This window comes from Aeoliella mucimassa (assembly GCF_007748035.1).
Classification (GTDB): Bacteria; Planctomycetota; Planctomycetia; order Pirellulales; family Lacipirellulaceae; genus Aeoliella; species Aeoliella mucimassa.
The window spans coordinates 1,098,828-1,120,683 of sequence record NZ_CP036278.1 but is presented as its reverse complement, the minus strand read 5'-3'; the positions used below and the strand labels follow the sequence as shown (position 1 = coordinate 1,120,683).

Annotated in this window: 19 protein-coding genes; 13 read left to right on the top strand and 6 right to left on the bottom strand. The window is 58.1% G+C overall.

Annotation, left to right across the window (positions count from 1 at the left end; genetic code table 11):
• Positions 1 to 320 precede the first annotated feature (320 nt).
• The 11 genes from Pan181_RS26855 (at position 321) to Pan181_RS04575 (ending at position 11,292) form a co-directional block, all read left to right on the top strand.
• Positions 321 to 734, top strand: coding sequence for a type II secretion system protein (locus Pan181_RS26855; RefSeq protein ID WP_145245707.1), 414 nt, complete (start codon positions 321 to 323; stop codon positions 732 to 734).
• A 350-nt stretch (positions 735 to 1,084) separates the two neighbouring features.
• Positions 1,085 to 1,477 (top strand): response regulator, encoded by a 393-nt coding sequence (locus Pan181_RS04620; protein WP_145245706.1) that lies wholly within the window; start codon positions 1,085 to 1,087, stop codon positions 1,475 to 1,477.
• Between the two features lie 64 nt (positions 1,478 to 1,541).
• Complete coding sequence (locus Pan181_RS04615; RefSeq protein ID WP_197528910.1) at positions 1,542 to 3,380, top strand: ATP-binding protein; 1,839 nt, start codon at positions 1,542 to 1,544, stop codon at positions 3,378 to 3,380.
• Complete coding sequence (locus tag Pan181_RS04610) at positions 3,377 to 3,712, top strand: STAS domain-containing protein (RefSeq protein ID WP_145245704.1); 336 nt, start codon at positions 3,377 to 3,379, stop codon at positions 3,710 to 3,712. Before Pan181_RS04615 ends, Pan181_RS04610 begins: the two co-directional genes overlap by 4 nt.
• On the top strand, positions 3,709 to 5,496 hold the full coding sequence (locus Pan181_RS04605; protein WP_145245703.1) for a GspE/PulE family protein: 1,788 nt from the start codon (positions 3,709 to 3,711) through the stop codon (positions 5,494 to 5,496). The genes Pan181_RS04610 and Pan181_RS04605 overlap by 4 nt, the downstream gene beginning before the upstream one ends.
• A 38-nt stretch (positions 5,497 to 5,534) precedes the next feature.
• Positions 5,535 to 6,662 carry a type II secretion system F family protein gene (locus Pan181_RS04600; protein WP_145245702.1) on the top strand — a complete coding sequence of 376 codons (1,128 nt, stop codon included), beginning with the start codon at positions 5,535 to 5,537 and terminating at the stop codon, positions 6,660 to 6,662.
• A gap of 36 nt (positions 6,663 to 6,698) precedes the next feature.
• On the top strand, positions 6,699 to 7,775 hold the full coding sequence (locus tag Pan181_RS04595; protein ID WP_145245701.1) for a type IV pilus biogenesis protein PilM: 1,077 nt from the start codon (positions 6,699 to 6,701) through the stop codon (positions 7,773 to 7,775).
• Positions 7,772 to 8,332: a PilN domain-containing protein gene (locus Pan181_RS04590; protein WP_145245700.1), complete on the top strand. Its 561-nt coding sequence runs from the start codon at positions 7,772 to 7,774 to the stop codon at positions 8,330 to 8,332. Before Pan181_RS04595 ends, Pan181_RS04590 begins: the two co-directional genes overlap by 4 nt.
• 28 nt (positions 8,333 to 8,360) lie before the next feature.
• The gene (gene pilO, locus Pan181_RS04585; protein ID WP_197528909.1) at positions 8,361 to 8,948 is read left to right on the top strand and encodes a type 4a pilus biogenesis protein PilO; all 588 of its coding nucleotides are present in this window, start codon (positions 8,361 to 8,363) and stop codon (positions 8,946 to 8,948) included.
• Entirely contained in the window at positions 8,945 to 9,505 is a 561-nt protein-coding gene (locus Pan181_RS04580) for a hypothetical protein (protein ID WP_145245698.1), read from the top strand. Before pilO ends, Pan181_RS04580 begins: the two co-directional genes overlap by 4 nt.
• Before the next feature lie 26 nt (positions 9,506 to 9,531).
• Positions 9,532 to 11,292, top strand: a complete 1,761-nt coding sequence (locus tag Pan181_RS04575) for a type II secretion system protein GspD (RefSeq protein WP_145245697.1) — start codon at positions 9,532 to 9,534, stop codon at positions 11,290 to 11,292.
• A gap of 10 nt (positions 11,293 to 11,302) precedes the next feature.
• Here the strand turns inward: Pan181_RS04575 and Pan181_RS04570 are convergent, their stop codons facing one another.
• From Pan181_RS04570 to Pan181_RS25905, 4 genes are all read right to left on the bottom strand, one after another.
• Positions 11,303 to 12,121 (bottom strand): hypothetical protein, encoded by an 819-nt coding sequence (locus tag Pan181_RS04570; RefSeq protein ID WP_145245696.1) that lies wholly within the window; start codon positions 12,119 to 12,121, stop codon positions 11,303 to 11,305.
• A gap of 234 nt (positions 12,122 to 12,355) precedes the next feature.
• Entirely contained in the window at positions 12,356 to 13,021 is a 666-nt protein-coding gene (locus tag Pan181_RS04565) for a phosphoribosylanthranilate isomerase (RefSeq protein ID WP_145245695.1), read from the bottom strand.
• Positions 13,022 to 13,489: 468 nt separating this feature from the next.
• Entirely contained in the window at positions 13,490 to 14,431 is a 942-nt protein-coding gene (locus tag Pan181_RS04560) for an IS5 family transposase (RefSeq protein ID WP_145244898.1), read from the bottom strand.
• Between the two features lie 453 nt (positions 14,432 to 14,884).
• Positions 14,885 to 15,031 (bottom strand): hypothetical protein, encoded by a 147-nt coding sequence (locus Pan181_RS25905; RefSeq protein ID WP_197528908.1) that lies wholly within the window; start codon positions 15,029 to 15,031, stop codon positions 14,885 to 14,887.
• Between the two features lie 212 nt (positions 15,032 to 15,243).
• Between Pan181_RS25905 and Pan181_RS04555 the strand changes: the two genes are divergently transcribed.
• Complete coding sequence (locus tag Pan181_RS04555) at positions 15,244 to 18,597, top strand: LamG-like jellyroll fold domain-containing protein (protein ID WP_197528907.1); 3,354 nt, start codon at positions 15,244 to 15,246, stop codon at positions 18,595 to 18,597.
• A gap of 111 nt (positions 18,598 to 18,708) precedes the next feature.
• Positions 18,709 to 19,347 carry a metal-dependent hydrolase gene (locus Pan181_RS04550; RefSeq protein WP_145245693.1) on the top strand — a complete coding sequence of 213 codons (639 nt, stop codon included), beginning with the start codon at positions 18,709 to 18,711 and terminating at the stop codon, positions 19,345 to 19,347.
• Between the two features lie 39 nt (positions 19,348 to 19,386).
• Here Pan181_RS04550 and Pan181_RS04545 read toward each other — a convergent pair whose 3' ends face one another.
• Together Pan181_RS04545 and sthA are read right to left on the bottom strand one after the other, a co-directional pair.
• A complete protein-coding gene (locus tag Pan181_RS04545; RefSeq protein WP_145245692.1) occupies positions 19,387 to 19,689 on the bottom strand; it encodes a hypothetical protein in 303 nt (100 codons plus the stop codon).
• A gap of 509 nt (positions 19,690 to 20,198) precedes the next feature.
• Positions 20,199 to 21,617: a Si-specific NAD(P)(+) transhydrogenase gene (sthA, locus tag Pan181_RS04540; RefSeq protein WP_145245691.1), complete on the bottom strand. Its 1,419-nt coding sequence runs from the start codon at positions 21,615 to 21,617 to the stop codon at positions 20,199 to 20,201.
• Positions 21,618 to 21,856: the final 239 nt, after the last annotated feature.

Here is a 21,856-nt window from a genome sequence, read left to right as displayed (position 1 = left end):
GCGATTAGTAAATCTGTCACCTTCACTGGATACCAAAAAATAGGCTAGTAATGGCGTAGGTCAATTGCAAAAGACCGCATTGTTGATCGATTGAACACCAAGCGACTTCGCTACCCTTCGGAATCCCGCAGAACCGTTACAACAGAATCTCATTTTTTTATTTCATAAAACTTCCTGAGACATTCCTGCAACCTAAGCTTGAAGAAATCAAGGACAAGCTGGCTGTTTTCAAATTGCTACGTGGGTGTATTTAGCCAGCTTGCATCAACGTGATAGATGCATGTTCCCTAGGTATAAGGCGTCGAGAGGAAGTTCATACCATGGACAAGAAGAAGGGCTTTACGCTCGTAGAACTGGTGGTCGTGATCATGATCCTGGGGATCCTGGCAGGTATTGCCGCCCCCAAGTTCCTGAATACATCGGCCGATGCCACCGAAAACAGTTTGAAACAAACACTGTCTGTAGTTCGCAACGCGATTGAAATGTACGCCGCCCAGAATGGCGGTGAGCTGCCCGACTCGTCGAGCACTGCGAATTTCCACTCCGATCTGGAACCCTACCTGCGCGGCGAATTCCCCAGCTGCCCGGTCGGAAACAAGAACAACGAGATCGCTACCGGTACCAGCGACGTACCTAACGGCACTCAAGGTTGGAGATTCAACACCAGCACTGGTGCCTTCTTCCCGAATACCTCGGCTACCGACTCGAGCTCCACAGCTTACAGCTCGTACTAACCATACTCGCTCCCACCTTGGACTCACCGAGGGGGCAGGCGAGCGGGTTTGCGCTGGCGCTCGAATTCTGATCGGGCAGCAATCTGCTAGCATGCAACTTCTTCGAGTAGCTCACCAGTCTACCTAAACTGACTCAGCGCATGCGGCAATATGCCAGCCAAGCACCGACTGGCAAGTCAGGCGATTCAAGCAGCATCCACAGATTACGCAAGAACTCCCGATTAACTAGCATCTGCCGGCTGGAACGGTTGTAGGGAAGTTACCAGTCGTAGGGGGCCGATGAGTTACACGGTAGGCGATGCGCCAAGTGTTGCGCAGCCTGACAGCTAGCTGTAACCCATATTAGAGCGATGGAAAATACTGCCTCAAAAGTGCTGATCGCCGAGGACAATGCCGCGTTGCTGCGAGTGCTCGAGTTTACCCTGGCACGCGCCGGCTACGCGGTGACACAAGCCAGCGACGGAGCCCAAGCTTGGCAACACGCCCAAGCGGAGGACTTCGACATTGTGCTTACCGATCAGCAAATGCCGTACATGACCGGCGTGGAACTCTGCACCAACCTGCGTAGCTTGGATCGGTATGAGCATACCCCGATTGTATTGCTTACCGCCAAAGGAATGGAGCTAGAGTTACCTCAGCTATGTGCGGAACTCGGTATTGCAGCAACGTTTTCGAAGCCGTTTAGCCCGTCGCAGGTACTGAAGAAAGTACAGGAACTACTAGCGGCAAAAGCAACCGTCTGAGTTTGATGCCTTTCGTGCCGCCACAAGCGACATATGTGAATTGTTTCGAGGGAAGAGTCCCACTTTGTTTCGCCGATCACTCCAACTTGGCTTTCCGCGACAGGTAGTCTCCTGCTACCTGTTGTTTTGCATGGTAGCCATTACCTGGCTATCACTAGGGGTGGTGTACGCGGTTTACTCGGTGCTGTCTCATCGCAACGAAAACCGCAGCTTGCTCGTTCTGGGGCAAACCGCGGCCGAAGCCGAAATCGTCTACTTGCGGCAAGGAGCCTCTGGATTGCCCGATCTGGTCGATCGCACTTCGAAGGCTCATCAGATTCAATGGTGCGCGATCACCGACGCCAAGAATCAAATTATCGCCCACACTGACCCTGGGAAGGTTGGACTGGAACAAGAGCCGCCTATTGGCGAGCAGCTACGCTGGGGCGCGGTAACGGCCACTAAGTCCCAGACCGCCGACGCTCAAACAGTGCTCAACATGCACGTGCCGCTAGAGGTGCAAGGCGAGACCTTCGGCACGCTCTGGATGGCTACCCCAGGCCCCGACTTCTGGTCGACCGCGAAAGCAGCCGCCGAGGTAGCTCCGCCAGCGATCCTCGTTCCGTTGGCCATGATTGCCGCCGGGGCTTTTGTGATTCGCCGCATGACAGGTCCCTTGGAACAAGTCGACCGGCAACTCCGCGAAGCTAGCGTGTCGAACACCGGCACCTTGCCACCTCTTACAAAGCTGCCTGCGAGTTGTTCGATTAGCGTTGGCTGGAACCGCATCGTCGACGCATTGCAACACCAGCAACCCGACCATCCCAAACAATCCATTGCGGAGCGAGTGGCTAACGCCATCCAGGGACGCAAGCAGCGTGACTCGCTGCAAGTGCTCGATCACATGGTCGAAGGCTTTGCTTACACCGATGCCGAAGGGAGCATTCAGTTCGCGAACCGCGCGCTCGATGCTTTGCTCGGCACGACGAGTTCGACCGATAGCCCGACTGGGTGTCCGATTCGCGACTATCTCGCAGGGCATATCGACAACGTCGATGAACTCGGCAAACTGCTCGACGTGAGCCCCGAACGCTCCGCGCGTGCCGAGTTCACTCGCACCAGCGGTCAGCGCCAGCGAGTGCTGCGGGTGGAACGACAACCGGTGAAAGAGGGTTCGGATGGCCATCTATGGTCGATTCGCGACGTCACCCAACAGAAGCTTGCCGAGGAAATGCGCGGTCAGTTCATCGATTCGGCGACGCATGAACTGCGTACGCCGCTGGCCAACATCAAAGCCTATTCCGAAACGCTGGCCTTGATGGAAGACGTTGACATCGAGCAGCAAAAAGAGTTCTGCAATACCATTAACAGCGAAGCAACGCGGTTGGCCCGTTTTGTAGACGACCTGCTGAGCGTAAGCAGCATGGAAGTTGGCTCGCTGTCGATCAATCGCCAAAACGTCCACCTCGAACGGTTGTTCGAAGAGGTAGTGGAAAAAGTGAGGCCACTCACCAGCTCGAAGTCGCAAGAACTGGGGGTCGACCTGCCCGAGAAACTCGGCGAAGCCCACTTAGACAAAGACAAAGTGGCCACGATGCTAGTGAATCTGCTGGGCAACGCTTCGAAATATACGCCCGAAGGGGGCCGTGTTGGGCTGATCGTAAACAAGGCCGACAACCATTTAACCGTAAGTGTCGAAGACACTGGGGTTGGCATTCCGACCAGCGAATTGCCGCACGTCTTCGAGAAGTTCTTCCGCAGCAAAGATCCTCGGGTCCAGAAAGAAACCGGTACCGGCTTAGGGCTGGCGTTGGCCAACGAGATTGTCCGCCTGCATGGTGGTGAAATCACGGTGAAGTCCGCAGTGGATGTCGGTAGCACGTTCACGGTCTCGCTTCCGCTCTACCAGGAGGCCCGACTATGATTCGCTGCGAAACACAAGGCGCGGTCGACGTGCTGTGCCTCGAGGGGACACTCAATGCCGAACAAGCGGCTGAGCTGGCGACCACGATCGAACCAGTCGCTGCTGCCGGTGCACCGATGGTGGTGCTCGACCTGACGAACGTACAACTGGTGGACAGCGCTGGGTTGGAATCGCTGCTCGACTGTTGCGATCTAATCAACCATGTTGGTGGTTCGATCAAACTTGCCAGCCCTTCGCCATTGGTGGCTGATGTACTGCGACTGACTGGGGTTGAGAAACGTTTTGAGATCTTTGACAACGCCAAGGCAGGCGTGGGGAGCTTTGCACGATGAGCACTGCTTACCCACGCGAAGCCGCGCCTAGCTCCATTTCGGAACTCACCGCTCCGATGGATGGCGAAGCCACGCCCGAAGCGATTGCCCACAGCAATGTACGCCGGCCGCTTGGTCAGCAGCTGATTGGGGCCAATCTGCTGAAGCCGGAAGAGCTGGAAAAGGCGCTGGCCGAACAGGCCAATAGCCAGCTTCCGCTCGGTGAGACCTTGCTCGAAATGGGTGCGGTCAGCGAAGAGCAACTGCTGCCCTACATCGAAGCCCAGCTGCGAGTGCCGGCCGCTCGGCTGCGTGAAGGCTTGCTGGATCCCGAAGCGGTGCGACTGATTCCTCGTGAACTGGCCGAACGACTGCTCGCCCTCGCTTTGTTCCGGGTGCGCGACACGTTGGTCGTCGCCATGCACGATCCGTTTGATCTCGATCAGATCGACATCATCGAACACGTGACCGACCTCCGGGTGAAGCCGGTGTTCGCGTTCCAGGCTTCGATCCAGCGGATGCTCAAGCGTGGCTACGAAGACGACTTCGCGGTCGACGCGGTGACGGCCGACATGGACAGCGATGCGGTTGAACTGCAGACCGACATCACCAGCGTCGATATCGCTTCGGTGCAAGACCTGGTGGAAGGTAGCCCTGTCATCAATCTGGTGAACTACCTGATTCTGCAATCGATTCGCAAGACCGCGAGCGACATTCATATCGAGCCAGGCCGCAGCTTCGGCGTGGTGCGGTTTCGCATCGATGGCCAGTTGGTCGAGATGCTCCGCCCTCGGCGCGACATTTACCCGGCGATTGTCTCCCGTGTGAAAGTGATGGCCAAGCTCGATATTGCCGAGCAACGCATGCCGCAGGATGGTCGCTGCCAGGTGGTGGTCGACGGCAAAGAAGTCGACCTGCGTATTTCGACGCTGCCGACCGTGCTCGGCGAGAAGGTCGTGATGCGTGTGCTCGACAAAGGTCGGCTGACATTCAACCTCGACAAGCTCGGCATGCCGACTGACATGCTCCCTACGCTTAAGTCGCTGCTCAACCGACCCTACGGGCTGTTCCTGGTCACCGGTCCTACTGGTAGCGGTAAGACGACGACGCTTTACTCGGCCTTGGAGCTGATTAAGAGCGTACACCGCAACATCGTCACCATCGAAGATCCGGTGGAATACCAGATGGAGATGATTAACCAGGTGCAGGTCGACTCGGCCCGTAATGTAACGTTTGCCTCGATCTTGCGTTCGATTTTGCGTCAGGACCCCGACGTGATCCTGGTCGGCGAAATCCGCGATGCCGAAACCGCCAAGGTAGCGGTGCAAGCGGCTCTGACGGGTCACCTGGTGCTGAGCACACTGCATACGAACGACGCTGCGGGGGCTATTACCCGTTTGATGGACATGGGCGTCGAGAACTACAAACTCTCGTCGGCCCTCGTTGCAGTGCTCGCCCAACGACTACTGCGAACGATCTGCCCGAAGTGCCGCACGTCGTACTACGCCAGCGAAGATTTCCTGAAATCATTGCACTACAAAGGCGACATGCGTCGCAGCTTTGCTCGCGGGCAGGGGTGCCGCGAGTGCTTCGACACCGGGTTCCAAGGCCGCCACGGCGTGTACGAACTGCTGCCGGCCACGCCGGAACTGCGTTCGATGATCTCCCGCGAAGCCAGCCAAGAAGAAATTCATGAATACACCCGCGAGCAGAAGTTCCCAACGCTGCTCGAAGGAGGCCTCGACCTGGCCAAACGTGAGCTCACGAGCCTCGAAGAAGTCGCCCGCATCACCTTGTTTGAATAATCGCCACTACGTTTCACCAGCACGTTTTCACCTGCAATATGCAAATCAATGCCGCCAAGTCGTTTGCCGAAGTTGCGCCTTCCGGTCGCATGTCGGCTCCTGCGCCGGTGAAAAAGGTGCGGGGACGCACTTCGGCGCTCGACGTGGTGAACCTGACTTCGCAGATGGCGATCATGCTTCGCTCGGGTGTCGACATTGCCTCGGCCCTCGATTCGGTGGCAACGCACTGCAAACGTCCCCAGTTGCGGGTCATCCTGGAAGAGATTCACGACGCGGTGATGGGAGGGCGTTCGTTCTCCGAAGCCCTTCGTAAGTACCCCAAGGTGTTCACGCCGGCCTACGTGGCGACGATCGCCGCCGGCGAGGCCTCGGGTCACATGGCCGACGTGCTCGATCAACTGGCCGAACTCGAACGCAGTCGCTTGCGACTAGTGCGGTCGATTCGCGGCATGCTGGTCTATCCTGTCCTGCTCGGGCTGGTGTCGCTCGGGGTGATTACCCTGCTGTTGATCTTTGTGCTACCACGGTTTTCGAAGTTGTTCGACGACTACGACATGTCGCTACCCTGGCTCACCCAGGCATTAATCGCGATTTCGGACGAACTCCGCGGGCACTGGTGGCTGTGGTGTCCCGTCATTGGGCTGGCGATCTTGGGTCTGATTTCGGTACCGACCACCACTACCGGACGTCGCTTGTGGGATCGCTTCCTGCTGTCGACGCCGATGCTCAACGAAGTCACCCGTTCGATTCTCGTAGGCCGTAGTTGCCGGTTAATGGCGATGCTCATGGAGAGCGGCGTTCCGCTGCTCGATAGCGTTCAGCTTGCACGTCAAAGCAGTCGCAACACGCTCTACCAGGAACTGTTTACCCGCGTGGAAGACGCGGTCGTCAACGGGCGGAGCTTCGCCAGCGAGTTGATTGGTAGCTTCATCGTTCCCGACTCGGCCGCCGAGATGTTATCGACCGCCGAGCAATCGGGCAAACTCACGGAAGTGACTCGCTTGGTTGGCATGTACTTTGAAGAAGAAGGCGAAAACCGCGCTCGCCAAGCGGTAACCTCCCTTGAGCCAATGATCACCGTGGTCATGGGATTGATTGTCGCAATCGTAGTATTGGCCGTGATGTTGCCGGTGTTCGACCTCTCGACCTTTGCAGGCAAAAGCTAGTTTCGTAACCACACACTTCACCTAAATCACACTCCTATGTTTGGGCGTTCGAATCACGGATGGATCGGGCTCGACCTCGGTGCCAACAGCATCAAGCTGGCACAGGTGGTACGACAAGGAGATCGTCTGCGCCTGACCGAAGCGGCCATCGTCCCCCGCTCGGCTCCCTGGCGCGAGCACGAACCGATCACTGCTTCGAACTCTTCGGCCGCGAACGAAATCGGCACCGCGCTGGTGATGTCGTCGAAGTTCCGAGGCCGCCAAACCGCCGCGGTGCTGCCGACCATGGCTTGCCAGTTTAACACCGCTCCCAGCACCAACGACGACAGCCCCGCCCAACTGCGGGCGATTGTCGACGAGCTATCGCCGCTTGGCATCGATCTGTCTGATCGGGTGTTCGACTATTGGCCGAGCTTGCCGAACAAGTCGGGACACCCGACCGTGAATGTACTCTCGACCGGCCGGGGCTGGTCGGAACTCACTGCGGGCGACATTCGCACGGTCGGTTTAAGCTGCGAAGCGATTGATGGCCTGCCGCACACGCTGGCGCGGTCGGTCGCCATGGTCGAAAGCATCACCAACGACACGATCGCCGCCATCGACTGGAGCTACACGGGGGCCACCTTTGTGCTGCTCCACCGCCTACAACCGGTATATATTCGGCAGCTCAAGAACACTTCGCTGGCCGATGCATTCACCCAAATTGCCGAGCAACTCGACCTCGACGAAGGGGAAGTCGTCGAACTGCTGCAATCCGTTTCGCTCGGTGGGCAAATGGCAACCGATGTCGACGAAGTAGTGGCCGAGTTACTCGAGCCTACCATCGCTTCGATGGTCGACGAACTGAAGCGAACGCTAAGCCATCTCGAGAATTTTGGCCGCAAAACTACTGGCAGTCAGAGTAGCACCGCTCCCAAGCGATACTACCTGTTCGGCGGCGGCGCGACCCTGCGAGGCATCGACAAGGTGCTGCAACGCCGTGCTGGGGGCGAATTCCGGGTGTGGAAGCTCGACGCCGAGAACGAAGCGTTTGCCGAGTCGAAGGGAACACCGCTCTGCCTGCTGGCATCGGCCATGGCCTTGTCGGCTCTCTGCTGGGAGGACCTGTCGTGAGAACTTCCATCAACCTGATGACCGACGAGGACAAGCGCAGGCAACTGTTGCACGACGTGCAAACGTTCTGGGTCAAGGTATTACTAACTACCATGATGGTGATTCTCGGTGTTGGTACTTACCACTGGTGGCAAAACCGCGTGGTGCTCGCCGAACTCAGCGAGCTTGAAGAACAGTACGCTCCGATGCAAATGCTAAAAGACGAATGCATCGACATGCGAACCAGCATCAACAACATGCGTGAAGCGCAGCAACTGATGCTCCGCCTGGTCGATACCCGCCCCGTGGTCACGCTGCTCGGTGCGGTGTCGCATGCGGCCGCTGAGACCTCAGGCGGTGTTTACATTCAGTCGATCGAACTGGAACCAACCGAACGCTCGGGCGACGCGAGACGCGCGGTGATGCATGGTATGGGGTATGGCAATTCGGCCATCGCTCAATTCACTTCGGCACTGCGTTCGAGCAACCTGTTTGCCGACGTAACCTTGAGCTCGAGTGCCAGCAGCACCAACGACGACGACGCAGCGACCGCCTTTCGCATCGAGTGCCAACTTTAAGCCCAGTAATACCTTCTAACAAATGGCCATGAACTTACCCGACGACCGCCGCATGCTTCGCCTGCTCACCACTTCGATTGGTGCTGCAGTGTGGGGAGTGTTGGTACTTGGGTACTATGGCCTGTATCACGTTCCGTTGCACAATCGCGAGTCGGAACACCGCGAGCGAATCGCGAATTTGAGTGTATTGCTGAATGATAATACGAACGTGCATGCGATGCACCGTCAGTTGCGGGAAACCAAAACACACTTGGAAGATCAGATTGCTGGCATCCGCCGTCGCATTCCAATCAGTCCGCTGGAAGCACAGTTTCTCTCCGAAACCACCAAACTAGCCTCCCAGCATCGGGTGATCATCGACAACTTCCGCCGGCAAGAAATCGCTTCGTTCAAGGACTATTCGGAAGTCGACGTAGTGATCAGCGGTCGCGGCAGTTACAGTAGCGTTTGCCAGTTCCTTCATGGCGTGAACCAGCTCGAGCGTTTGTCGACGGTTCGCAGCATGTCGCTCAAGCGTTCGGATGTCGAAGGGGTCTATCCGTTCGAAGTGGTCTATTCTCTGCAGTTTGGCATCCAAACCGACTTGGAGCCACCAGCCGAGGAGCAGCCACTATGACGACCCGTCAATCGCAAAACTGGATGGAGCAAGTCGGCGCAACGCCTGGCAAGCTCGCCTTGATCGGCGTGCTGGCCCTGGTGCTGGTGTTCGTACTGGTGCGCAATTTCCGTGGGACCTCCGCCCCGAAAGTGGAGTTGGCCACCCCTGCAGAAGTCGCTGCGAGCACACGCCCCAACGCTCGAGAACGCACCCCGAAGCTACGTGTTGCCATCACCCCAGCGATCGAAGCCTGGCCCCAGCCAGTGCTCGAAGAGGTACTGTCGCACGACCCGTTGGCCCTGCCAACTTGGGCGCGGACAAGCCCGGAGGTGAACTCGGGCCCGCGTTCGCTAACCGGCGGCGGACCGATCGCACCAACTGCTTCGCCACAGCAGCAAGCCCTCGCACAACTAAAAGAACAAGGAGCCACGGCCATCGTCGAGATCGATGGCACGCTCGTGGCCCTCGTAGGAGACAAAACCATTCGTGTGGGTGATCGTTTGGAAGGATACTACGTCAAACGCATCAGCCAGGCAGGCGTTGTCCTGTCGAGCGAAAGGCAGTCGCCCCAGTAGGCGATCAATCAACGAAGGATCGTTCGATGAAAATAAACCAACCCATTTCGTCTCTGGCCACGGGCCTGGTACTTCTGCTGGTCGCGACTAGCAGCATGCTCCACGCTCAGACCATCGGGGGCTCACAACCCACGACGCGTTTGGATAGTCAGCAGTACCCGCTATCGCTCGTCAATCCTGCTGCGCAAGGCATGCCGAGTGAAACGCTGCCGGAACCAGTGCCAGCGGATGAGGAAGAGGTGCTGATCCCGGTCCGCTCCGGAGTGCTCCCCGACACGATTGAAGTCGAGAACGAGGAAGGGATGATCCACCTGGTGGTGCGCGACGCACCGCTGCGACAAGTGCTTGCTCTGCTAGCCGAATCGCAGAAGCTGAATCTGGTGTTTGCCTCGGTGAGCGACACCACGGTCACGGTATCGCTCGACCAGGTGCCGCTGTCGACCGCGCTCGATGCGATTCTCTCGTCGTGCGGACACACCTGGACCCGACGGGGCAACATCATCCACGTGACTCAAGTGAGCGAAGGTTTGGCCGTAGGCCCCGCGGCTCAAGGGCGGATGCTGGAAGTCTTCACACTCGACTACGCCGCCGCGGCCGATGTCGACCTGGCGATCAAAGGCTTGCTGTCGCCGGTAGGGAAGTCGTGGGTCACCCAGAGTTCGTCCTCCGACAATCGCAAAACGCTTGAGTCGATCACCGTAGAAGACTTGCCGGAATACATCGATCGTATCGCTGCGTATATCACGCACATCGATCAGGCGCCTCAACAAGTGCTGGTCGAAGTACAGATCCTGGAAGTGGTACTGTCTGACGAACGCTCGCATGGCATTAACTTCCATCAACTTACCGACCTCAGCGGAACTGGCATCACCTTCGCCACGACTGGGTACGACCCCGGTTCCCCCACCACAGTGACCCCTGGCCCCGCGCAGACGTTCTTCTTCTCCGCTACCGGCGGCGACCTGAGCGGCCTGGTGGAACTACTGCAAGAGACGAACGACGCCAAAACACTCGCTTCGCCCAAACTGCTGGCGGTGAACGGGCAGGAGTCGCACATCCAGATCGGCGAAAAGCTCCCCTACCGCTTGACCACGACCACGCAAACGAGCACCCAAGAGTCGGTCCAGTTTCTTGATGTCGGTGTGGTGCTGCGACTGACCCCGTGGATTTCGCGCGACGGACGCGTGCTATTGCGAATCGCCCCCAAGGTGTCGCATGGCTCGGTAAATCCCAATACCGAACTGCCGGAAGAAGCAACAACCGAAGTCGAAACCGACGCCCTGCTACTCGATGGGCAAGGCGTCGTGATCGGTGGTTTGATTCGCGAGAACGACGACGTGGTGCAAAGCAAGATTCCCGTATTGGGCGACATCCCGTACGCTGGCGTGCTGTTTCAGAAACGCAAAGACGTTCGCAAACGCACCGAGATCATCATCGCATTAATGCCGCACTTGGTGCCTTACAACTGCGACAAGCAGTACCAGAACGACGCAGAAGTGCAACGCGCCCGCGACCCGTTGGTGGTGGGGCCACTTTGTCGCTACCCCCGTCCTTACGAAGCGAAGCTGCCAGACATCACCGACGAGGCGTTCAAGCGGTTCGACACGCGCTGCGGTGGCATGAAAGGAGCGACGAACACGCCGGTGTTGGATGGTGCTTCGTGTAGTGACACCTTGACCATTCGACGGATCCCAGGCCCGAACCAAATGGAGAGCCAGATCCAGCCTTGCGACGCCGAGATTCGCATCGCCCAGCCGACCGAACCAGCTCCGTTTCCGCGTCGTTAGCCTCCAGACGCTACTCGTGCGACCAACGTTCGCTCCGTTCCCCAGGAGCGCACCGGCTGCCGGTGCGTTGCTCGAATCGGTCACGCACGGGATTGAACACTCGGGTCGGCACCGCGGTGGAACTCGCCAGGCGAGTGTGGCCGAACGCCCCGACTTCGATCTCGAGAATCGCGCCCGGGGCAAGCTCCACTTGCTGCTCGGGGCGGATGCTCCGGAAGGGTAGTCGTAGCGTTACCACGTTGTCGGTGAACTGATCGAGCGATAGATTGTCGCTCCATCGTTCCAATTCTTCTGGCTCGCCAGGCACGATGTAGCTGCTGGTTCTCTCGCCGACCAAGCGAGCTTGCACGGTACCACGCACTGGCATTGCCTTGCCAAACTGGTCGAACACGGTGAGCTCCACCAGATAACCATCGGGCTCGACGTCGCCATCCCAGTTGCTGAGGCGGGCGACAAAACTGGCCGACGTTGCCCGGCGGCCCGCATCGGCCGATGGCTGCTTGATTCGCAGGCGGTCTTTTTCTTCCAGCAAGGGGTACTTGGGCCAGGGCTTCGAGATCTTCTGTAGCGACTCGAGCAGTTGCTGCGAAGTACGTGGCTGCCCATCGAGTTCCACCTGTTCCACTTCGCTCCACTTGTAGGAGGTCGCCATGAGCACGCGACCTTCGCCGCGGCGGATCCACAGATGATCGCGATCGGTCGCGTCGTCGATCTCACCAGTGACCACCCGCCCGTCGACCATGGTAACTCGCGCGGCAGGCACTTCGGCGGCCTTCAAGGTCGCCACCGACGACCAGCAGGCGAGCAGTAACAGCGAGAGACGGAACATGGGCGAAGCACCAATCAGACGGGGAGACAAGAACACCCCGGCCTAAAATTGCAATCGGCTCGCCAACTTCCACAAAAGTCGCCCCGCAGGCCTGAACACCCTGTATTTACAGCGGTTTCCAGGCAAAGAGCGAGTTGACTCCCCTGCCCTATCGTGTGGCGAAAACGCAACATCCATCGCGAAGTCGGTTGCCTTTTGGCAAATCTAATCCTCCGCAACCTTTTGCGACACCATCTAAATCGCCGCGAAGAGTTCTCGCAGCTTTTCCGCATCGAGTCGGCCATCGGTTCGCACCCCGCTACAGACATCGAGCCCAAAAGGCCCCACGCTACGGAACGCCTCGGCCACGTTGCCAGGTTTCAGTCCCCCGGCCAGAAACAATGGCACCTCGACCGCTTTACGAATCTGCTGGGAGACCTGCCAGTCGTGCGTCCGTCCCGTGCCGCCGAGTTGCTTGACCGCAAGCTGGGTGTTGCCCGAGTCGAGCAGCAAGGCATCCACCAGCGGAGCGACGCTGGTCGCCAGCTCGAGCGACTCGGAACCAGTCACGTGCACCACCTGCACGATGCCAATGCCGGGGAGCGATTGGCGCAGCACTTCGTAAACAGAAAGGTCGACGTAATCGCACAACTGCAGCGTGGTGGTACCGCAGCGACGATGCTGATCGACGATGTCGCTCGCTTCGGTCAGCGAAGTGAGCAAGAAGGTCGCGATCGGGGGAGGTACCTCAGCAGCGATCCGAGCGATGAGCGTTTCGTCGATCACCCCCGGGCCGCTCGGCATCGCCGACACCAACCCCAAGGCCGACGCCCCGTGCGCGATGGCGAGTTCCGCCTCGTCGAGGGAACTGATGCAGCAGATTTTCACGCGTGGGCGGTGGACCGAGTGTTTACCGAGCATGACTCTTCGAGCAGGGGTACGTACTGCAAACTCTAAACAAGACCTGTAGCTTAACAAGTTGAGATTCGACACTAAAGCGAATGGTTCGGCACCATGTGTTCGGCGTGAGCTTCAGCAATGGAGCACCTCGTGCGATCAGGCGGCTGTAGGTCGGTTGGATTCTTGCCAGTTTTCGCTGGAAATTGGCCACCTGCAGTGCTCTAATGAACAGGTACTTTAGGCTGTCGGCTTTCAGCTATCGGCTGCTGGCTTGTTTGATGATTGGAGGTGATGGAGATGTAACGTTTATTTTGAACACGAACGCTTAGCGACACGCAGGCGAATGTTTGCTTGCGTGGGGGTTCGCTGCTGCGCGTGTGGTAAAGCTGTAGGCTTTAAGCTGCGGGCTAGATCTTTCAGTAGCCGGAAGCTCCTTCAAGATGACATCCTCCGCAATCAGAAATCATCATTCAGAAATGGCCTTGTTGACTAACTCCACTCGAACTGTGGAAGCCCGAGTTGGGTGAATTGATTGATGATTTTACAGCGCAAGCGGGCTTCCGTTTGTTGGTTTTCGAATACTCGGTTTTTGAGATGGCTCCCAAAGCTTTGTTTCACTCGGTACATGGTCGTTTCCGCCAAGCTTCTACGATGATAGCCCACTTCCTCTTTCCAACTCCTACGCCCCTTGCGTCGAATCTGACGAATTGCCTCGTCCCGGGGCAAAGGCTCCTCCGCAGAGTTGCCATGTTGTTTGATCTTGGCGTTGTGCTGCGGCGGAATCACCGGCTCAATGCCTTCGGATTCCAGCCCTTCATAAACCTTCCACTTGTCGTAACTACCGTCGCCGTGAAACTTTTTTACGGGCTGCTCCACCTGCTCCAGCATTTCGGGAACCGCATCGGCATCGTGGCAACTGTTCTCGGTCAAAATCTCCGCCACAATCTCGCGGGTGTCAGGATTCACCGACAAATGCAGCTTCCGCCATGTCCGCCGCTTCGACTTGCCATGCGTCCGCATCTTCCATTCGCCCTCGCCAAACACTTTCATGCCGGTGCTATCCACCACGATATCGATGTCGCCCCTCTTGTTAGCGATATCGAGCGAAACATTCAGCTTGCTGGCTCGCTTGGCGAGCGAAGAATAATTGGGAATCGCTGCCTCGACGCCCAACATCGCCACCAGCGAGCGGCCGAATCCCTCAGTCTGCCGATAGGGAAGTTTCAGCAGTTCGCGAATCGTCAGCAAGCACTCGATCGCCGTATCGCTGAAGACAAAAGGGCGACCGACTTTTGTCTGGTCGTTAGGATGTTCCCAGTTCTCCAACGCCTCGTCGCTAAACCAAATAGTGATGTTTCCACGCTCGATGAGCGACTTGTTATACTCCTTCCAGTTCGTGACTTTGTAGGTTCGTTTTTCTTTCGTAGCCATGTTCGATCTCCGTAAAAAAGGTACGTGGTTCCATTCCACGTTAGTTTTTACGGAGGTTTGTGACTAATTGTTCAACAAGGCCTTCAGAAATCATAAATCCCAACTTCCCTGCCCCCTGAATCCCGTATCCCGAATCCTCCCCAAATAGTTTCCCATGGGTGGGAATCTATTTGGGGCAACTATCTCTGAGGTGTTGATGCAACTCATTGCTAATAAACGACTTGCGATTTATTCCCACTGTGAAAACAGATTCCCACTCGATGCGTTTTGGGAAATGGGAATCTATTCCGTTGCCAAAACCACTGGTTTTGTAGAGTGCGTGCAGATTCAATTTTCCCATCGGTGGGAAAATTGAGAATCTATTCGTGAGCGATGGGAATCTATCCCGCCCTGTTCGGGGAGACTCCCCCCATGCGGGGAGCTGCGGAGTGGCACGGAGCGGAGAGCACCAGGTTACGCGAGTTCCGAGAGGACGCCAAATGCCGACCTGCGGGCTGCATGCATTTTGTGCTCGCCGTGCCCCGCTTGCTCGAGCGTCCAGGCCTTGGTCTTCACGGCTGCCGAGTAGCGGCGTCGCTTACGGGTTTTCGCGTCCGCCAAGCTCGCAAAACATAAAATTAGATTACCAATCGAGTTGTGACTTCTGCGTCCTCTAGGTAAACTGGATGGTTGACCTACGGGCCACTTTTCGTGCATGGGCGGCGGTTCTTTTCGCGGCGTTTCGGAACAAACAGGCGAAGACAATGAGTGTGTCGAACTTTTCCAGTTGGCTACGCACGCGCAGGTCGAGTCGCGGCCAGCAGCGCACCCGCATGCTCGGCTTCGAACCGCTCGAAAACCGCAATCTGCTCAGCCTTACGAATCTCTACACGTTCAACGACGGCACCGCCAGCGACTCGGTCGGCGGAGCCGATGGCACCCTGCGGAACGGTGCCAGCGTGGTCGACGGTCAGCTCTACCTGCAGAACACCGGTGTCACGAGCGGGCAAAGCACTACGGTCGAGTACGTGCAGCTGCCGGCCGAACTGCTGACCACGGCCGACGCCACGATAGAAGTGTGGTACACCGCGTTCGACTCGTCCAACTGGTCGCGGGTGTTCGACTTCGGCAATCAATCTGGCAGCAACGGCGATAGCTACCTGTTCTTCACTCCGCAGAGTGGTTCAGGCGACTCCCGCGCGGTGTTCCACGCCAGCGGCGATTCCGAGCGGGTCGCGTCGACCGGTACCACCGACGATGGTACCCAGCACATGGCGGCGGTTGTGATGGATACCTCCAATGGAAGCAGCAGCTTTCTGCTATACATTGATGGACATCTGGTGAGCTCCAACTCGCTGGGCAGAGATGGAACCGCCAATTCCATCAACGACACGCTAAACTACCTCGGCCGCTCGCTGTTCAACTCCGATCCAGGTTACACCGGGCTGATCAACGAGGTGCGCATCTACGACCACGCGGTCTCCAGTACCGACATCGCCACGCATGCAGCCGAGGGACCTGCCGAACTGGTGCTGGCCGGCGACTACGACGACAACGGAGTGGTCGATCTCGATGACTACGAAGTGTGGAAGCAGGACTACGGATCCACCGAAAACCTGGCCGCCGACGGCAATCAAGATGGCGTGGTGAATCTGGCCGACTACACCATCTGGCGCGACAACCTGGGCCGCGTTGCCGAACAACCGGCCGACCAGGTGCTCGATGGCAGCTCGCTAAGCATCACCAGGCTGAGCAATACGATTATCGAACTCACCGGCGAGTCGGAGCTTATCATCACCGCCGATACCGATGCGATCGTCAACAGCGAAATCCGGCTCAACTCACCCGACGCCTGGCTGTTTTTCCCCAACCTCAAGCCGTCGGAGGTGAGTGCCCAATACCTGCGCTACGTCCGCGTGAACGGTCAGGCCGCGTTCCGCGGCCCCGTCGCGCGTGTGGTGCAGTACGAGCTAGGCAGCGTCGTCATTCCTCAGGGGCGCGACTTCGATCCAATCGAAGCCTACACCCTGCCCCAGTTTGCCGGCGAGGCGACCACGCTCGACCTCTACACCTATTACAACACGGCCGAACTGCTCGGCGACCTGCAGGGCGACCTGAGTTCGTTCCGACTCAAGCGTGGATACATGGTCACCATTGCCACCGAGTCCAACGGCAGCGGCATCAGCCAGGTTTACGTAGCCCAGGACCACGACCTCGACATCTCGCTGCTCCCCACTCAGCTCGATAATCAAGCGCAGTTCATCCGCGTGTTGCCCTGGCGGTGGGTGTCGAAGAAAGGCTCGTCGGACATCGCGCCCGAAACGCTTAACGCTTCCTGGCACTACAACTGGAACAACAGCCTCGAGTCGACGCTCGACTGGGAGTACGTGCCGATCCGTCAGCAACGGTGGTGGCCCGGTTACCCGACCAACAAGACCAACGTGACCAGCCTGCTGGGGTTCAACGAGCCGAACAATCCGGTGGAAGACGCTTACACGTCGCTCGGTAACGGGTCGGTCGATACGGCCATCGCGGTATGGCCCGAGCTTTTGGCTACCGGGCTCCGGGTTGGTTCGCCGGCCGTGACCGACGGCGGCAAAGCATGGCTTTACGAGTTCATGGACAAAGCGATCGCGGCCGATCTGCGGGTCGACTACATCGCCATCCATAACTACCAGTGCGGGCTGTCGGCCACGTCGCTCCACAACTGGTTGAAGGACGTCTACGATCGCTATCACTTGCCGATCTGGCTCACCGAGTTCAACAACGGTGCCAACTGGACCTCGTGTGCTGATCCCACGTACGAGCAGAACGCGACCGTGATCGGCAGCTTTATCGACATGCTCGATAACACCCCGTGGATCGAGCGGTACTCGATCTACAGCCGTGTCGAGGCGGTCCGCGAAATGACCTACAGCGATGGCAGCCTGACTCCGGCCGGGCAAGTGTATTACGACAACGAATCGCCGATCGGCTACTTGCAGCAGTACGTGGCCCCCGGCAACACCGCCGAGCGCAGCATCGCGCAGTATTCGTTCGATGGCGACACGCTCGATTCCTCTGGCTATGGCTACAACGGCTATGTCCATGGGGTGCCCAACTACGTGGTCGATGCCGAGCAGGGAGAAGTGATCGACCTCGATGGCACCAGCAACTACATCCAACTCTCCGACGACGTTGCCAACGGCGACGAGTTTAGCTTCGCGGGATGGGTCAACTGGCAAGGTGGCGGCAACTGGCAGCGGATCTTCGACTTCGGCAACGACACCTCGTCGTACTTGTTCCTGACGCCGTCGAATGGATCGTCGCTGCGGTTCGCCATCAAGAACGGCGGCGGCGAGCAAATCGTGCAGACCTCGGCCCTGCAGGTTGGCGAATGGACCCACGTGGCAGTGACCCTCGGCAACGGGTCGGCCAAGCTTTACGTCGATGGCGAGCTGGTGGCCACCAATAACTCGGTCACCATTTCTCCCTCCGATTTCGCCCCTACCAACAACTACATCGGCGACTCGCAGTACACTTCCGACCCCCTGTTCAACGGGCAGCTCAACGACCTGCTCTTCACCGACTACGTGCTCAGCCCCACGCAGATTGCGGGCTTGATGACGAACACCACGCCTGATGTGGCGTCGACCATCGTCGACTTAGGCACGGCCACGCGGGGTCTTCCGTACAACTGGTCGATCGCCGGGCAGGCGACCGACGACGACCTCGGCGACTCGGTGACCTACGCCAAGGCCAACGGTCCGGCCTGGCTCACCATTGCCGAAGATGGCGGGCTGTCCGGCGTGCCGACCACCGATAACGAGGGCCTGAACGAGTTCGTGGTATCGGTGACCGATTCGCGAGGAGCGATGTCGACCTTCGTGATGACGCTCAACGTACAGGCCGTCCCGCGGATCATTCTGGCCAGCTTCACAGCCAACGATTCCGCAACAAGCGACTCCAGTACTGCCGACACCACATCGGCGACCACATCGGCGACCGCATCGGTCGAAAGCCCCGCGGCGATGGTCGACGATCCTCTTGCTGCTTCCAGTTCTAGCAACACTAGCCGATCGACTTCGCATCGATCGGCCGAACTGGCATTCGACGAACTGGCGGCCGACGCTTCGAGCAGCGAGATTGCCGAATCGAACGACTGGTTCAGCAGCAGTTCGCTGGAGCGGGCGTTTGCGACGCGGTAGAGCGTGCTTACAATGGTGATTCCGGCCAGTGGTTTGTGAATCGCACGAAAATGGCCGTCTAGGAAGTTTCGAGTCTCGACTATTGTTTTCACTGACTGGCCGCGCCTGCTGATGACCACTCCCGAGCATACCTTGGTGGGCGTTCACACGGCGCTAGCGACCGGCCTCCATCGACGCTTCGGTTGGCAAGTAGTGGTGCTGGCCGCGGTGGCTTCGAACCTACCCGATTGGGATGGTCTGCCGATGCTGATCGACATGGCCCGGTTCGAGTCGGGCCATCGGGTGTGGGGTCATAACCTGCTGGCCATCACGTTGTCGTCGGTGCTAGTCGCAACGCTCCAGTGGCGTTTTCACCTGATCGATCGCCTGGCCCACAAACTGCGGCGCTGGAAGCCAGCCGATTTCTCCCTGGCCGAGACCAGCGACATGGTTCGCGGACCGGCCCCCTGGAGCGTGCTGCTAGTGGTGTGCCTGGTCGCCCAACTGCTGCACCTGCCCTGCGACATGGTTGTGTCTGGCGGCAAAGGTCTGAGCGACTGGCAAGTGCAACCGTTCTGGCCCTGGTCCGACACCGGCTACGCCCTGCCGCTAGTGCCGTGGGGCGACGTCGGCCCGACGGTCATTCTCATGCTGGGAGTGATTGCGGTTGCCAAACTCCCCCGACGAGCCACCATGGTGTCGGCCGCCACATTGGTTGTGCTGATCGCCTACCTGCTGCTCCGCGGCTGGTCACGCGGGGTTGTGGGGTAGGGACACTCCGGGGCATCAATTCGCTGGGCATCGGCCCGATTACCCATCCACCTTTTGGCCGAAGCTGGCCTGAGCCGACAAACTGCCCACGAGCAGCCCTGTGAAAATCAGCAGCGACAGTAACAACAGGTCTGCTTCGGGCAGCAGGTAGACCGTCGGCAATGCAACACCGATGGAAATGCCGAAGAACACTAGATCGTACTGTAGTAGTTGACGCTTATCGCGAAAATCGGGACGCGTCTTTCGATGCGTTAGCCGCTCGACACGAGCCGACGCCCAGAGGTAGAGCAGCGGATAGCCAATTACCAACACACCGAGACCAATGTACCAAGCGTATTGCATCCCACCCCTTCACAACTTCTATGGAGGTTGCTTGCTGGTAGCAGCAAGCATTTAGAGTCGATTGTTCTATTCCCTCATGGTATCGCCGGAGGGCAACTCGTGGGGTAGGTTTCGGACTTTATCGTGGAAATTGGCCACCTGTTGGCCTCTAATAGAGTGTGCACTACCGCGCGATCAGTGCGACGCTGTTTGACAATTTGGGCGAGCGGGGCCGGAACCGGCACCCCCAAACCTGGTGGAAAAAATAGATTCCCACCCATGGGAATCTATTTTTGAGATTTCCCCCGATGCGATTAATGTAAAGCCTTACATCGCAGGAAGTTACGCAGCGTGGATTGCGAGAAAATAGATTCCCACTCGATGCGATCTTGGGAATGGGAATCTATTCGTGGCCCAAAACCACTGGTTTTGTAGCGTGGGCGACGATTCAATTTTCCCACTCGTGGGAAAATTGGGAATCTACAAACCAGGCAGCTTACGCGGTTCTGGCAAGCGATTGTCGCTGCGGGTTACGCGTACACCAGATTCAACTTGTTCAGCCCGTTGTAGGCGGCCACTTTGTAGCACTCGGCCAGCGTGGGGAAGTTGAACACGTTGTTGATGAAGAACTCGGCATCGCCGTCGAGGGCCATGACCGCCTGACCGATGTGAATCAGCTCGGTCGCGCCGGCTCCGATGACATGCACGCCGAGAATCTTGTGCGTGTCCTGATGAATCAGCAGCTTGAGCATGCCGAGTTCGTCGCCGAGCAGTTGGGCGCGGGCGATTTCGCGATAATGGGCGATACCCGCCTCGTAGGGAATGCCCTCTTCGGTAAGCTGTTCTTCGGTCTTGCCGACCATCGAGATCTCAGGCACCGCGTACACACCGAACGGGAAGAGCTGCGTGTTGTAGTTGCCGACTTCGCAATCGCCAAACGCATGGCAAATCGCCCGGCGGCCTTGCTCCATGCTGGTGGATGCGAGCGCGGGGAAACCGATGACGTCGCCGGCTGCGTACACGTGCTCGATGTTGGTTTGATAGCTATCGTTCACGTGCAGGCGTTCGCGATCATCGAACTCGATGCCAACGTTATCGAGCCCGAGAGCCCCGCACACACCCTGGCGACCGACCGCGTAGAGCAGCGTTTCGGCACGCAGGGTTTTGCCGCTTTCGAGCTGGGCTTCGACGAACCGGCGTGCTTTGCCGTTGTAGGTTTCGACTTCGCTGATCGACTGCACTTTTTCACCCAGGCGGAGCGTGATGCCGCGTTGCCGCATGAAGTAGTGGAATGCGTCGCCGATTTCGCGGTCGAGGAACCCGAGCACCTGCCGACGACCTTCGACCAGGGTGACCTTCACGCCGAGCGTGGCCATGATGCAGGCGTACTCGGTGCCGATGACGCCACCGCCGACAACGACCATGCTGCGGGGAACACGATCGAGCTTCAGCAGTTCGTCACTCGTGAGAATAGTGGTATCGTTGAACGGAATGTTCTGCGGACGTGCAGGACGAGTGCCGACCGCGACCAGGAACTTATCGGCGGTGATTTTCTCGACCGACTCCGGTCCTTCGACATACAACTCGTTGGGTCCCGCAAAGCGAGCCGATCCCCACAGCAGTTCGATATGGTTACGTTCGAATTGGTTACGGATGAGGTCCCATTCGTGACGCATCACGGTTTGCGAAACCGACACAAGATCGGCGATGGTGATGTTCTTCTTGACTCGATAGCTCGAGCCGAACAACCCGCGCTGGGCTGCTCCAGTCAGGTGCAACACCGCTTCGCGAAGTGCTTTGGAGGGAATGGTGCCGGTGTTGATTTGGGCACCGCCGAGCACGCGGGTTTTTTCAACGATCGCAACCCGCTTGCCGAGCTTGGCAGCCTGGATTGCTCCCTTTTGACCAGCAGGACCAGTACCGATGACAACGCAATCGAAATGTTTCATGACGGGAGGGGCCGGGGGGTCAAAGGAATTGAATTCACGTGACAGTCGACGCCAGCCGCGCAACTGCCCCGCAGTGACTCTATACCGCCATGGATCGTCACATCGTATCGCAAAACTCGACAAAGAGCGAGTCTATCGACCAGAGAAAATAGCAATGTCAGGCAACGTGCAACGACGGTAGCGACTGTAACGATCGCCGAAAAAACCACCGTCTTTCGTGTATTTTACGTGCTACGTTA

What these genes read in the sequence shown, in the direction of transcription:
- pilO (WP_197528909.1), top strand. Translation starts at nt 8,361, where the DNA reads ATGAACTTACCCGACGACCGCCGCATGCTTCGCCTGCTCACCACTTCG.
- Pan181_RS04545 (WP_145245692.1), bottom strand. Translation starts at nt 19,689, where the DNA reads ATGCAATACGCTTGGTACATTGGTCTCGGTGTGTTGGTAATTGGCTAT.
- Pan181_RS26855 (WP_145245707.1), top strand. Translation starts at nt 321, where the DNA reads ATGGACAAGAAGAAGGGCTTTACGCTCGTAGAACTGGTGGTCGTGATC.
- Pan181_RS04560 (WP_145244898.1), bottom strand. Translation starts at nt 14,431, where the DNA reads ATGGCTACGAAAGAAAAACGAACCTACAAAGTCACGAACTGGAAGGAG.
- Pan181_RS04610 (WP_145245704.1), top strand. Translation starts at nt 3,377, where the DNA reads ATGATTCGCTGCGAAACACAAGGCGCGGTCGACGTGCTGTGCCTCGAG.
- Pan181_RS04620 (WP_145245706.1), top strand. Translation starts at nt 1,085, where the DNA reads ATGGAAAATACTGCCTCAAAAGTGCTGATCGCCGAGGACAATGCCGCG.
- sthA (WP_145245691.1), bottom strand. Translation starts at nt 21,617, where the DNA reads ATGAAACATTTCGATTGCGTTGTCATCGGTACTGGTCCTGCTGGTCAA.
- Pan181_RS04550 (WP_145245693.1), top strand. Translation starts at nt 18,709, where the DNA reads ATGACCACTCCCGAGCATACCTTGGTGGGCGTTCACACGGCGCTAGCG.
- Pan181_RS04570 (WP_145245696.1), bottom strand. Translation starts at nt 12,121, where the DNA reads ATGTTCCGTCTCTCGCTGTTACTGCTCGCCTGCTGGTCGTCGGTGGCG.
- Pan181_RS04595 (WP_145245701.1), top strand. Translation starts at nt 6,699, where the DNA reads ATGTTTGGGCGTTCGAATCACGGATGGATCGGGCTCGACCTCGGTGCC.
- Pan181_RS04555 (WP_197528907.1), top strand. Translation starts at nt 15,244, where the DNA reads ATGCTCGGCTTCGAACCGCTCGAAAACCGCAATCTGCTCAGCCTTACG.
- Pan181_RS04565 (WP_145245695.1), bottom strand. Translation starts at nt 13,021, where the DNA reads ATGCTCGGTAAACACTCGGTCCACCGCCCACGCGTGAAAATCTGCTGC.
- Pan181_RS04600 (WP_145245702.1), top strand. Translation starts at nt 5,535, where the DNA reads ATGCAAATCAATGCCGCCAAGTCGTTTGCCGAAGTTGCGCCTTCCGGT.
- Pan181_RS04605 (WP_145245703.1), top strand. Translation starts at nt 3,709, where the DNA reads ATGAGCACTGCTTACCCACGCGAAGCCGCGCCTAGCTCCATTTCGGAA.
- Pan181_RS04575 (WP_145245697.1), top strand. Translation starts at nt 9,532, where the DNA reads ATGAAAATAAACCAACCCATTTCGTCTCTGGCCACGGGCCTGGTACTT.
- Pan181_RS04580 (WP_145245698.1), top strand. Translation starts at nt 8,945, where the DNA reads ATGACGACCCGTCAATCGCAAAACTGGATGGAGCAAGTCGGCGCAACG.